Source organism: Spirosoma koreense, assembly GCF_054777875.1.
The window spans coordinates 25308-38553 of the sequence record NZ_BAAHAC010000027.1 but is presented as its reverse complement, the minus strand read 5'-3'; the positions used below and the strand labels follow the sequence as shown (position 1 = coordinate 38553).

The window sequence follows — 13246 nt, the reverse complement described above, 5'->3', positions numbered from 1 at the left end:
GTCGAATTAGGGGTTGCCCAGTAAGTAGTTGATGTAAAGAACCGATTGGTTGTACTGATTGAGCAGGTCGAGGTAGTTCGACCGGATCGTGAAGGCTTGCTGCAGCGCCAGCGAAAACTCGACGTACCCAATGTCGCCACTGCTGAAGGTGCGCCGGGCGTTGGTCTGGATCAACTGCGCCTGAGGTAGTCCGTTGGTTTCATAATAGGTCAGCGCCTGCTGGTATTGGCCATATTGCTGAACCGCCTGCTTCAGTTGCTGATTTAAGGTAAACTGCTGGCTTTTCAGAGTCGTCTGGGCCAGTTGTTCGCCAATGCGGGCGGCATTGATCCGGGCTTTCTGAGGCTGGCCCAGCAGCGGAAATGTAATACCGATTTGTCCACCATTGAAGCGGTAGCCCGGCCCGAAATACAGCTCCTGTCCATCGATCAGCTGGCTACCAATGAGCGTCTGACTGAACAAACCCACCAGAAAATCCGGTTTCAGCCGGGCCTGCTCCACGAGCCGGCTCTGTTCGGCCACCCGAATCTGCTCCTGTAACTGCCGCAACTGCGGATTCCGTGCCAAGACTGTACTATCCAGTTCGGCATTGACCGTAAGTTTAGGCAATGGATCAGCGGTTACGTCAACCGGAAGCGGGCTATAAAGCAAGGTCTGTAACTGGCTCCGGCTGGCGGTTAGAGACGCTTCGTTCTGTGCCAGCCGCACCCGCTGATCGGCCAGCTGGCTTTCGGCAGTCGCCTTTTCCAGACTACCGGTTTCGCCGGTTCGGAAGCGCAGGGTAGCCGCTTTGACAAACTCGGTCAGAACGGTATCCTGCTGCTGAAAAAGTTTACGTTTCTGGTATAGGTAGTTGAGCTCATAATACGCTGACTTTACGCCGTACTGGACATCGTTTTGCGTCACGGCCACTTCCGCCTGCCGGGCACTCACCGTCTGGTCGTTCAACTGAGCCAGCCGACGCATGAGCGTTGGGTTCGGAATGGTTTGGGTGATCGTCAGGTTGTTGTCGAAGCGTCGGCTGTTGTACTGGCCCAGCATGAGCGTACCCGACAAACGCCCGGCGTCGTAGGCCGTCCGGCGTAAGGCCTGCTGCTGGCTAACCCCCAGAACCGCCGTCTGCAACTGACCGTTCCGGCTCGTAGCCTGTTGAAGTGCCTGATTCAGCGTAACCAGTTGTGGTCCCTGCGCCCAGCTTTTTGTTGTCAGCGACAGAAGGAGCAGGAACCCTGCGATTTTTACGGACGCGGTCGATCCAGTCGACTTAGCCGCTTTCGCTTCTTTTTCCACGGCTTTGCGCTCGGATAAGGAATACAGAATGGGGAGAATGATCAGGGTCAGCAGGGTAGCGGTCAGCAAGCCACCGATCACGACGGTTGCCAGCGGCTTCTGCACTTCGGCACCAGCTGAGTTGGAAATGGCCATCGGTATGAACCCGAAAGAAGCCACCAGGGCTGTCATAATGACCGGGCGTAACCGGACCTCGGCCCCCTGGCGGATGATTTCCGTCAAGTCGGTCAGGTTTTCTTCGTGACGAAGCCGGTTAAATTCGGCGATGAGGACAATGCCGTTGAGCACGGCGACCCCAAACAGCGCGATGAACCCAACCCCGGCCGATATACTGAACGGCATTCCCCGAATCAACAGCGCAAACACGCCCCCGATAGCCGCCATCGGGATTGCCATGAAAATGAGCAGACTCTGTCGCACCGAGTTGAACGTAAAGAAAAGCAATGCGAAAATCAGGCCGAGGGCAATCGGTACGGCAATGGTCAACCGTTTTTTGGCATCGACCAGGTTCTGAAACTGACCGCCGTATTTGATGGAGTAACCCGGCGGAAATTTAACTCCCTGACCTATTTTCTGCTGCAGTTCGGCAACGATACTTTCGACGTCGCGGCCGCGCACATTGAACCCGAGCGTGATCCGTCGGTGCGTATCGTCCCGCTGAATCTGGTTGGGGGCTTCCTGAATACTGACCCGGGCAATCTGACTCAGCGGAATTTGTTGCGCGGGTCCGGCGGTACTGGCCGGAACGGCTACGTACACATTCTGAATATCCTCGACAGTCTGGCGTTTGTCGGCGGCTAACCGAACCACCAGGTCGAAGCGTTTTTCGCCTTCGAATACCTGTCCCGCCGACTGCCCGGCGAAGGCCGTGTTGATGATCCGATTTACATCCGCCACGTTCAGCCCAAACTTAGCAATCTGCGCCCGATCGAGCCGAATCAGAATTTGTGACAACCCCCCAACCTGCTCAATGTACAGATCTTTAGCGCCGTCGATCGTGCGAATCAAACTTCCCACCCGGTTAGCCAATTTAGTAAGTTGCGTCAAGTCTTCACCGTAAATCTTTAGGGCTACATCCTGCCGTGCACCGGTCATCAGTTCGTTGAACCGCATCTGGACGGGCTGCTGAAAGCCAAAGGTTACGCCCGGAATCACCGACAGGGCTTCCGCCATTTTTCCGGCCAGTTCGTCGCGCGTGGTGGCCGACGTCCAATCATCTTTCGGTTTTAGAATAACCATCAGGTCCGAGGCTTCGATGGGCATCGGATCGGTCGGGATTTCGCCGGAGCCAATCTTACCCACCACCTGCTCGACTTCCGGAAACTGTTTGAGCAGAATCCCTTGGGCCTTCAGCGTCGCATCGACCGTTTCGGAGAGTGAGCTACCCGTCAGTGTGCGGGTATCGACAGCAAAGTCTCCTTCGTCGAGCTGCGGAATGAATTCGCCCCCCATGCGGGAGAACAGAAAAGCCGCCACGGCCAACAGGCCAACGGCACCGCTCAGGATCAGCAGCCGATGCTGGAGCGCCCTCAGTAAAAGCGGCTCATAAAAGCGATGAATCCGCTTGATGATCCGGTCTGAAAACGACTCTTTATGCTCGATTTTCTTGCTGAGCAGCAGCGCTGAAACCATCGGTACGTAAGTAATCGAGAGGATGAAGGCTCCCAAAATGGCAAAAGCCACCGTTAGCGCCATGGGTCGGAACATTTTTCCTTCGATGCCCGACAAGGCCAGAATGGGCAGGTATACGATCAGAATGATGATTTCGCCAAAAGCCGCCGATGAGCGAATGCGTCCCGCCGATTGGTAGACTTCGTCGTCCATTTCGGCCTGAGTAAGGGTTTTGTCTTTGTTGCGAAGTGTAATGTGATGCAGCGTCGCTTCGACAATAATAACGGCGCCGTCGACGATCAACCCGAAGTCGATGGCGCCCAGGCTCATCAGATTCCCCGATACGCCGAAGAGGTTCATCATCGAGATTGCAAAGAGCAGGGCCAGGGGGATAACGGAGGCCACGACAAAACCGGCCCGGAAATTACCCAGCAGCAGCACCAGCACCACGATGACAATCGTGGCGCCTTCCAGCAGGTTTCGTTCGACCGTACCGATGGCGCTATTCACCATCTTCGTGCGGTCCAGAAACGGAACGATCTGCACACCGGGGGGCAGCGTCTGCTGAATCTGGGCAATTTTTTCCTTGACCCGCTTGATGACGGCCGATGAGTTTTCGCCTTTGATCATCATCACCACCGCGCCCACCGTTTCGCCCTGTCCGTTGCGGGTAACGGCTCCGTAGCGCACCGCTGCCCCGATCTGTACCTGCGCTACATCGCGTACCCGCACGGGTAGCCCCTGGTCGTTCAGGCGAACGACGATGTCGGCAATGTCGTTGGTAGATCGAATCAGACCGTCGGAACGGATGAAAAATGCATTCGGCTTTTTGTCGATATAAGCGCCCCCCGTGTTCTGATTGTTTTGCTGAAGGGCCGTGAGCAGGTCCGTGATGGTAATGCCGACGCTCCGCAGCCGGTCGGGATCGACAGCGATTTCGTACTGCTTCAACAGACCCCCAAACCCACTCACATCGGCCACGCCGGGCGTACCCAGCAGCGCCCGCCGGATGGTCCAGTCCTGAATGGTGCGCAGGTCGGTGAGTGAGTAGCGGTTTTCGTAACCTTTTTTCGGAACGACCGTATACTGGAAAATCTCACCGAGCCCCGTCGTTACGGGAGCCATAACGGGCGTACCCACACCCGGAGGAATCTGCCCCGTCACGTTCTGTAGCCGCTCGCTGATCTGCTGGCGGGCCCAGTATACATCGGTGGCGTCGGTAAAGACCACCGTCACGATAGACAGGCCGAAGCGGGAAAACGAGCGGATTTCGGTCAGACCCGGAATGTTCGACAGGCCCACTTCGATGGGAAACGTGACCAGCCGTTCGATGTCTTCGGCCGCCAGCGAGGGGCTGCTGGTAATGACCTGCACCTGGTTGTTGGTAATGTCGGGCACCGCATCGATTGGCAGCTGTGAAGCCGACCAGACGCCCCAGCCGACCAGGGCCAGGGTAAACAGGCCAATGATTAATTTATTATGGATTGAAAAATGAATGATAGCGTTCAGCATCGCGACGGGGTACGATAAGTCAGCCAGAAGTTAGTTGTGAAAACAAAGTGTGCAGGCTCTGAACGACGGAAGGGGGCCGACGGACAGAAGTGTCTGGACAACTGCGGCATACAGCCAGATGGGCGGATTACGCACGAAAGACCAGAAAATACACGGAAAAAAGCCAGGAAACGGAATTGTAGGGATACAATGCGCCCTGCAGGTACGCGGCCGCTAGCGTCGGGGCGGATTGATCAGCGACGATACGCCGACGAACGAGTACAGATTCGCGTAGCGAAAACAGGCGGTTTTCGCCAGCAACAACACGGAAAGAGCAGCAAATGCGAGCAGAGCTACCGAAGGGGCGGTAAACGCCGGAGCCGCGTGCCCAACCGCGGGCAGGTTGTGGTGACTGTGGTTGGGATGCTTTTGATGCTCCGAATTGGCGCCGTAGTGCATCACCATAAAATCCAGGAAACTCAGGTCCGGTTCGGTTTGCCGATGCTGCTGAAAATGCTGCACCAGATCGACCAGTTTGGCCGACTGGTCGATGCCAAAGCCCGGAAGTAAACTACTTCCCAGTACCTGTATGGCCAGCAAAAAAGCAACAATCGACTTCATAAACCTGCTTACCTTACCTGCTTCAACGTAAAGATTATCAGAAAGTTTAAGATAGCGTGAAAACAGCGCTAATTTAGAAATAGACCACTCTTATAGAGCCGTCATCTGGTGGCAGACCCTGTGGTCAAACGCGAACAATGTTCCTCTGTTGCAAAAGGTAACCGTATGGAAACACTGGAATAAAACTGGGGTTATGGCCGGAAGCCTCCTTTGTGTTTTTTTCGGACTTCCTCAATAAACGAATGATCAAGACAATACTCATCGTAACAGCTTGCCCGGCTGGGGTATTTTCTTTGACAGGCTTATCGCCTGCGCTGCTCTGACGTCTTCCATGACCCTCGATTCGCTGCTGATGCTGGCCGAAGTCAATCTTTACCTGGGCGACGAGGGCACGGCTATTGGCTTTCTGGACCAGGTGCGTGAGCGGGCGAAACGGCCGCTTTATTCCGTTGCCAAAACCAACCCTGCCTACAGTGCCAAGTATCCGACCCTCAAGCTGGCTATCCTGCACGAACAGTGCGTTGAACTGGCTTTCGAAAACCAGCGCTGGTTCGACCTGTCGCGGTTTTTTACCCCGGACGAATAGGTAGCTTAGTTCAAAACCAAAAGCCAAGCCGACTTTGGAGTAGCTCAGCGCTCCAACTTTGGGACGAAGGTTTTTTATTATCCCATTCCTTTCAACGAATTCAAATTGAATCCGACCGGTATGTATCAGAATTTGGGCTATTAAGCATTTGCTGAACTATAATTTTTTTCAGTTTGGTCACTCCTGGCCCGATAATGAGGCCGCTTCGAGCAACTTCTGAAACCGCAGGGCATCTTGCGTCATGTGGATGTTGTTAAAGAAAACATAAGCAGGCTTGTTTGGCGTTAGCAGTTCCAGTAAGTCGGTCAGCTCCTGCTGCTCGTATTCATACCGCCAGCCGTTCCGGCCATGGAGTCTGAAGTAACATTGCTCCGGTGTGACCGTTGAATCCGCAAACGGATCGACCACATGCCAAAGGGCTAAATCCTCGCATAGCTCTTTGATTAGCTCTTTGTCCCAGTGGCCACGCGGCTCCCAGCACAAGACCAGGTCCGTGCGCTCGATGCGACGAAAGAAATTGACCAGGTTGTCAATATGCGCCGGGGTTTGAGTAAAGCTGGCCGGGCACTGGAATAAAATGGTTTTTGCTTTCAAGGCTCTGGCGCACGCCAGGGTAAGCGCCCAGGCCTGATCGACAATAGCGGTCGGTTTAAAAAAGCCAGCTTCTGCCTTATCCTGGTCGGAAAGAGGGGCTCGTAACCGCTTGTAGGTTGGGCTTTTGGCCTGGTGTGTAATGAGCTGCCAGGCCTTGAGAACAAATTCAAAATCAGCCGGCATCTGTGATCGCCAGCGCTCAAGGGTAGGTAATCCGGGCGGTTGATAAAAAGTTTGCTGTACCTCGACGCAGCCAAAACGCTGGGCATACTTAGCTTTAGAGCCGTTAAATCCACAGGTACCAACCCGAATGTTATTGCTGGCCATACCGAATCAATAGTCTACGTTACTGGTAATAGCTACTGTTTTATCGCCGTTTAGTTTGATCTGATTCACTAAAGCCGTTTAGGCTTTCGAAAAGTGAGCGAGTTTGTGAAGCGCAGCAACAAAAAAGCCTGGATCAAATCCAGGCTCTTGAGCGGTCAACTTACCACATTCTCCTTTCGGCAAACGTGCTGACTTGTTATCGAATCAAATCTACCAGGACAAGCACTAAACCAACGAGCAGCAGTATAAGCCCCAGCGGAGGAGCAACACTCAGCAGTAAAAATATCAGACCGATGATGCCGATGATCAGCCCGACCGTTAAAACAGACTTGGCCATGGCCCGCTCAGGAGACGCAGGCGACAAATGATGTTTGATATTTCTGTTGATCTTTTTGATCATTAGACGCTGCATCAGGGTCGTCTTCTGGGTAGCTTTCGACTGGTTTGCTACCGTCGACTGGTGTTCGGCATTGGTAAGAAATTGATTTATGCTTGCCATGCGCCGAGTCAGTTTTTTATTCGACACCAGCGCGTTGTCATTGCGCACATAGGTGTCCAGCTGACGCATCATCTGTTTGGCCTGCGCCATCGGCTGTACCGAGCCGACCGGCTGGGCAGTAGCAGGGGCAAGCCCATTTTCTGCTTTGTCTTCTGCGATGGATTGATCCGTCGACGTTACCGTAACTGGCTCGCTCTGAGCGGTCTTAAATTGTTCGCGAGTGGTCGGCTGTAAATAAGCTACCGGACGGCTGCAGGATGAAATAAGAGCCACACCCAGGAACGCCGTAAAGACTGATTTGGAAAAAAAGTTCATAACAATTGATTTTGAATGATACGTGAATGTTTCGAATCCAATAACCGTCTTCTTCATCTATTGTTGGCTCGGGCCCCTGATTTAGAAGTTGTCTAAAGTCGAAGACGACGAGTGAGTATCGCATCGACCCGCCAAAGCGGAGCTATTCGTAGACGCATCAGTCAGGCTATCTCGCAAAAACCTGAGCTGACCGGGCCGCTGTCTGTGAGGGTGACAACCAGACGCAACTGCCCATCGATCTGGCGAAGCGACACCCGCACCTCTCCCTGTTTGGTCTACCCAACGGCCTTGTTCGGCAAATGGTGAAGGAGGTTAGTATGTGGGTGAGTAGCTTCAGCGATCTCCAAAAAATACACAGTCAGTGCTTTCGATGAGTTCACTTACCCCGTTCTTTCGACAATGGCGCTCTGTTCTTCGACGACGCTAAGTTGAGTCGCAGCTATACAACCCGGTGTATTTCATTCTTATTCCGTTTGCCCGACAAACGGATGGAAATGATAGCTTGGCTGATCAAATCGCTGAGGAGACAGGATCGGACCGTAGCAGGCGTTCAATCTCCGTTGCCCGTGCTTGTAACTGGGCCAGGGCTGTAGCTCGCTCGGCCGTTGAAAATTCGGCTTCATCTGAAAAAAGCATCAGATCCGCTTCGCTCTCTGAATGAGCCAGCTCATAGGCCGATGTCTGGGCCGTAGTCTGGGGATTAGGATACACGGGTAATTCATCCGTAAAAACACGGATAGAGGTAAAGAGGGCGGTGATCGTATCGTTCGTTGCCGCCTGATTCAGGGCTACAAATTCGTGTATGACCTGGTACAGATCCTGTTTGACGCTTTCGTTATCCATCAGTTTACGTAAATGTTCGTGGGTAAATATGGGGGCGAAGGCAGTTGGGGGACTCCTTTGCTTACGGAAGTTAGTTTCGGCAAAAGCAATCGACCGCAACACACAGCCCTCGTTGTAACAATTTTAGGGCAAAGCTGTTATTTTCTTGCACTCAACGTTATCATTCGATGGAATCAACTAATCAGTCAACTACAGGGAATTCGACCTATGAGCCCGCTGTCGAGTTTGCCCTGGTCAAACTACAGGCTCAGGATAGTCCGGATACGGTTCGGTCAGTCACCAAAGAGCGATTTACCTTAAGCGATGCCGCTATCGAGGAGGTAATGAATCTGGCCACCAGTCAATACGAGCAGAAGGAAAAAAACTTCTGATCCACCAGCCTCTGGTAATCACTGAGTCGGATCGACTATAAAAGCGACAGCCAGCATCCAAGAGGAGCTGGCTGTCGCTTTTATACAGCCTGCCACCGAGCAAAATCTGTTCGATTCCAGCCGCAGTTATCAACGGTAAATGATAGACATCTGCCCATCCACCTCGTCATCGCTCACCCGATGTATTCTTATCTGGCATTTCTCGGCGAATCGTCCAGACCGCAGTAATCCACGTTATCGAGTGTTTACCATGAGGCACCCTCTTGTGAGCAGCTGCAAAAAGGCACCTACAAATTTCTCCGTAGGTGCCTGTCATTGATAGAACCTCTTTAGGCGCTACAAACAATAGTTCTCTAAGTATCACCGAAGCGGAGTCTTTCTTCGATCTCGGCGATCAGCGCATCTGCTTCTGCTACCTTTACCCTATTCTGAGGATTTCTGGCCAGGATGTTTCGATACTGGCGCATAATTTCTAGTTGCGTTAGAACAATAGCCATACACCAAATTGCAGTTAAAGTTGTTGAGTATCCTCTAAGCAAATAATTGATCTAAAATGTTTTAGGTCTTTTTCTTTTTTTAAAGAAACAATTAGGCTTTAGGCAATTTACCGCTGTGTCAAAGCAACTGGATTACCCGGGGGCTGAAAGTCGAATGTAATAGCAGTTAGCCTCGGAGAAGGACATCTTCTTAGGTACCCTTACAACCGGAAGTGCTGGCTAAAACACGTGATCACCTCTGTAACTCATCTGCCGTAGCCAAACTGGGCGAGGGCGTGTTTGGGAAAAGCCGTCAGGCTTGGTATGAAAGGCAGAAGTATACAGGTAAATCGGAACTTCAAGAAGCCATGTTGTGGTCGAAAGTACGTCGTTTACGGATGAATTTACCTTCTTCGGGAGCCTGGTCTTGGATACTAATCGTCTGTTGCAGGCATTACGCTGCACAGATCAGGTTATACGCTGAACGGGTAATAGGATGATGAACTGAGCCCCCCGTTTGCTGGCTGGGTTTAGTGAAATGGTCCCCCCGTGATTACCAACTACCTTTTGGCAGATAGCGAGTCCAAACCCCAGTCCAGTTAGCCCAGTGCCGGGCTTTTTATGAATCTGGAAAACTTTTTCACCTAGCTCGGTTTGTATACCCGGCCCGTTATCGGTATACGTGATCTGAACAAAGGGCTGGTAATGATATTTGCCTGGGGAGGCCCGGTACCGATTGAAATCAACGAGCTGGCCCGTGATGGTAATTTCGACCGATCCTTGAATGGGGTGATGACGGAATCGGACGGAATTGTCGATCAGTTGGAAAAACAATTCCAGGAGCTGTCCCCGATCTCCGTCAATGGGGGGCAAGTCCTGGATAGCGAGTTGAATATCGGTCGTGGCCCGTTGCTGACTGACCAGCTCTTTGGCGTCAACGACCAGTGACGCAATGTCGGCCGGATGGTTCGTATACTGAATGGCTTCTAGCAGCATGTAGTCGCGCAGTCGTCGGATCAGTTCCCGCATCCGTTGACTGGCGTCGATGATTCGACCCAGTAATTTACCCTCATCGAGTACCAGGCTCCCATTGGCTTCCTGCTGTAGGGCATCGGCCAGTAGGGTGATTTTTCGCAGCGGCTCCTGCAAATCGTGGGTGATTAATTTGCCGAATTGCCAGAATTCCTGGTTTTTCTGCTGGAGTTCGACCAACTGCTCATCCAGCAAGTGCTGTTGCTGTTCGAGCGCTTGTTTGGCTGCGATCAGTTCCGTGTTTTCAAGCTGGGCCTGCTGGGCGATGCGTTTGGCTTCCAGAATCTGTTCTTCATACTGTTGGCGCTGACGAACCGTCAGACAAATACACTGATGAAGAAGTAGATCATCCTGCTGAATGGTAGCCGCATTCAGCAGGATCGGCAAAGCCTCCCCCGTTTTCATGCGCAGTGAGAGAAAAATCTCTTCAGCCTTTCCCTGGAGCTTTAGTAACGGATAAAAATGGGTCTGGTAAAAAATCCGACTGGCTATTGTCAGTAGCCGTTCAATTGACTGTCCGATTACCTCCGTGGCTTCGTAACCCAACTGGTCTAGCAGCGTCTGATTGATTCCCAGCAAGATCCCTTCATCGGAAAAGCAGACGTAACCGCCCGGTAGCTGGTTGAGCAGCTTAGTGGATAGTTCCATGCACCCGTTGGTTCGCGTCTTCCTGAAGGTAGGCCTTCATGGCGTGTATCGTCTCCTGAGGAGCACTCATGTGCGGGCAGTGTCCACTCGCCTGGAGCAGAACCAGTTCACTATTCCGGAGCCGTCGATGGACATACTCACCCACTTCGAGCGGGGCAATCAGATCGTGGGTAGCTTGTAAGATTAGTGCCGGGATCATCGACTTGGCTAAATCGGCCCGGTTATCGGATAAAAATGTAACCTGAGCAAACTGTCGGGCAATGAGCGGGTCGGTGGAGCAAAAGCTCTCGCCCAGTTCCTGCGTCAAAGCGGGTTGGGTTGGATCGTTGATCACCACCGGTGCCAAAAAATTTGCCCAGCCAATGTAATTCTTCTCCATGGTCAGCAGCAGTTCCTCAATGTCGGTGCGATCAAAGCCGCCCACATAGCCTGTTGCGTCATTGATATAGCAGGGAGAAGGACCGATCATAATCAGGCGGCTAAAGCGTTCGGGTGCTTTCAGTGAAGCTAGCAGCCCAATCATGCCACTGACCGAATGGCCCACAAAAATGACGTCGGTCAGCTCAAGGGCCGAACAGATATCGAGTACATCCTGGGCATATCCGTTGAGATTGGCGTACCGTTCGGAGTTATACGCACTCAGTTGGGAGGTACCCGAGCCCACATAATCGAATAAAACGAGCCGGTAGTTGTCGGTGAAGGCGGGCGTAATAAATCGCCACATCTGTTGACTACAGCCAAATCCGTGGGCAAACAACATAGTCTGCGTGCCGGAACCCAAAATAGTAACATGATTCCGGGCCAATACGGCTGTATCCATCGTTCACTTTCTATCGCTTCCAGTAAAGATAAGAAAACAATGAGTCTATTCATATAAGCCTCATTGGTAACTAAGCTGCAAGCCGCTAATCGCCAGGCTAGTAATGTAAGAAAGTCTAAGAGTCACGAAGAGCTGCTTTTTTCATTACATATCGTCTAACTCACAAAACGTTATGTTTAGATGAGTAAGCAGCGCTTCATTAGTAGCGATTTCGTTTATTTATTTTGCCCTTTTCTGGTATGTGCTCAGAAAAGGTAACCGATTCGTTGAAAAATCAGCGAGCAGAATTCTCTCTGGCCGTTCCTGGGAAGACTCACCTGGGATAGTTCAGTACTGAGCTAGCGATAATTGGACTGACAACGGTCGTCCGGAGATAGTGGCGCGGTATCCCGGCTGTTTTACCCATATAACCTGGTACGTTCCTACTTGCTTGCCCTATCCTCAAATATAAAGGGCTGTCTAAGTAAGGCTAAGGTCGAAAAAGTCCCGGTTCGATTACTTCCTCCCTGCATTAGGTACCAATAGGCAATCATAAAGCAGAAAGGCAGTACCCTGCAGGGCCTATAAATCTTATCGACCTCATTCTTACGTATGTAGAGTTGACGCAAACACTTAACGTTATGAAATTTATCCTGCACTTAGTTGACCGGTTCGATCAGTTAGATACCAAACTCAACGCCTGGTTAGTAGCCAACAGTATAGCGCTATTGCGCCTGGGCATGGGCATAGTTTTTCTTGGGTTTGGCGTGTTAAAGTTTTTCCCTGGAATCAGTCCCATCGAGGACTTGGCCACCCGAACCACGACCGTGCTCACCTTTGGCATGCTGGTAAAGCATCACGCGATTGATTTTGTTGCTGGCCTGGAATGTATTATTGGTATTTGCTTTCTAACAGGCCGGTTTCTGCGAGTGGGTGTATGGTTAATGGCTGCTCAGATGATTGGCGCCATGTCTCCCTTGCTCATCTTTCCGGGTGAACTGTTCCCGGCCCCGCTTCACGCACCAACGTTGGCCGCGCAATACATCATTAAAGATATTATTTTGGTCGCTGCGGGTATGGTGATTGCTTCGACCTGGACCGGAGCACGCATTGTGGCCAAACCGCAGAGTCTGCGCAGCACGCTCCCCAAACGCCTGCCCAAAATAGAACGTAGTTTTGATGCGATACATCCGAATGGCAGAATCGGAGTTCCCAAAACCGCCCTTTAATAAATCTGACCAGCGAATGGGCATGCTTCGACTTTATTCTTTGCTAATGGATCCATGTTGACAGGTAGGGCTTGAGTAATTCATATTAGTAAGTATATAAAACCTGCCCAACCTGAACGCCCTGCGAGCTTTGTAACCGAATCAGGTATAGTTACTGTCCCAAAGCTGGGCGCATCGTCTGCATAATAATTGAAGCGAACGATTTGATTTGCGGTCATTGGGTCTAGATAGACAACAGTGAAGTTTTGCCTATCTGCAACGGCATTTACCACCTAGAAAAGTATAATTTTCTATTCAATCAAGTTGTTATGTAGATCCGTTGCTAAGAGAGAAGCGTTAGGCGACAAATTCGACATGCAAATCAGCATTTAATAATTTACTAAAAAGCCACTCACACTAGTTGTAAGTGGCTTAAAAATGAGCGGAAATGGGTCTCGAACCCACAGCCTGTAGCTTGGGAAATGTCAGACTAGCATATTGTAGTAGAACAGCACTGGACGAAGAGTAAATGACC

10 protein-coding genes are annotated in these 13246 nt (G+C 51.6%); 3 read left to right on the top strand and 7 right to left on the bottom strand.

Annotated features, from left to right (window positions below; translation table 11 throughout):
• Window positions 1-6 precede the first annotated feature (6 nt).
• Both ACYVC2_RS25705 and ACYVC2_RS25700 read right to left on the bottom strand, forming a co-directional pair.
• Complete coding sequence (locus ACYVC2_RS25705) at window positions 7-4413, bottom strand: CusA/CzcA family heavy metal efflux RND transporter (protein ID WP_461107317.1); 4407 nt, start codon at window positions 4411-4413, stop codon at window positions 7-9.
• Window positions 4414-4626: 213 nt separating this feature from the next.
• A complete protein-coding gene (locus ACYVC2_RS25700; protein WP_461107315.1) occupies window positions 4627-5013 on the bottom strand; it encodes a hypothetical protein in 387 nt (128 codons plus the stop codon).
• A 331-nt stretch (window positions 5014-5344) separates the two neighbouring features.
• Here ACYVC2_RS25700 and ACYVC2_RS25695 point away from each other — a divergent pair, with 331 nt between their 5' ends.
• On the top strand, window positions 5345-5599 hold the full coding sequence (locus tag ACYVC2_RS25695) for a RagB/SusD family nutrient uptake outer membrane protein (protein ID WP_461107314.1): 255 nt from the start codon (window positions 5345-5347) through the stop codon (window positions 5597-5599).
• Between the two features lie 177 nt (window positions 5600-5776).
• On the opposite strand, the gene ACYVC2_RS25690 is transcribed toward ACYVC2_RS25695, so the two are convergent.
• The 3 genes from ACYVC2_RS25690 to ACYVC2_RS25680 all read right to left on the bottom strand — a co-directional run bounded on the left by ACYVC2_RS25690 (window position 5777) and on the right by ACYVC2_RS25680 (window position 8177).
• Window positions 5777-6520 (bottom strand): DUF72 domain-containing protein, encoded by a 744-nt coding sequence (locus tag ACYVC2_RS25690; protein WP_461107313.1) that lies wholly within the window; start codon window positions 6518-6520, stop codon window positions 5777-5779.
• 196 nt (window positions 6521-6716) lie between these two features.
• Window positions 6717-7391 (bottom strand): hypothetical protein, encoded by a 675-nt coding sequence (locus tag ACYVC2_RS25685; RefSeq protein WP_461107312.1) that lies wholly within the window; start codon window positions 7389-7391, stop codon window positions 6717-6719.
• Between the two features lie 453 nt (window positions 7392-7844).
• Window positions 7845-8177, bottom strand: coding sequence for a hypothetical protein (locus ACYVC2_RS25680; protein ID WP_461107311.1), 333 nt, complete (start codon window positions 8175-8177; stop codon window positions 7845-7847).
• Between the two features lie 167 nt (window positions 8178-8344).
• Between ACYVC2_RS25680 and ACYVC2_RS25675 the strand changes: the two genes are divergently transcribed.
• Window positions 8345-8548 (top strand): hypothetical protein, encoded by a 204-nt coding sequence (locus ACYVC2_RS25675; RefSeq protein WP_461107310.1) that lies wholly within the window; start codon window positions 8345-8347, stop codon window positions 8546-8548.
• Between the two features lie 944 nt (window positions 8549-9492).
• Here the strand turns inward: ACYVC2_RS25675 and ACYVC2_RS25670 are convergent.
• Both ACYVC2_RS25670 and ACYVC2_RS25665 read right to left on the bottom strand, forming a co-directional pair.
• Entirely contained in the window at window positions 9493-10704 is a 1212-nt protein-coding gene (locus ACYVC2_RS25670; protein ID WP_461107308.1) for a sensor histidine kinase, read from the bottom strand.
• The gene (locus ACYVC2_RS25665; RefSeq protein WP_461107306.1) at window positions 10688-11524 is read right to left on the bottom strand and encodes an alpha/beta fold hydrolase; all 837 of its coding nucleotides are present in this window, start codon (window positions 11522-11524) and stop codon (window positions 10688-10690) included. The genes ACYVC2_RS25670 and ACYVC2_RS25665 overlap by 17 nt, the downstream gene beginning before the upstream one ends.
• 620 nt (window positions 11525-12144) lie before the next feature.
• Here ACYVC2_RS25665 and ACYVC2_RS25660 point away from each other — a divergent pair.
• Window positions 12145-12732 (top strand): hypothetical protein, encoded by a 588-nt coding sequence (locus tag ACYVC2_RS25660; RefSeq protein WP_461107304.1) that lies wholly within the window; start codon window positions 12145-12147, stop codon window positions 12730-12732.
• The last annotated feature ends 514 nt before the right edge of the window (window positions 12733-13246 follow it).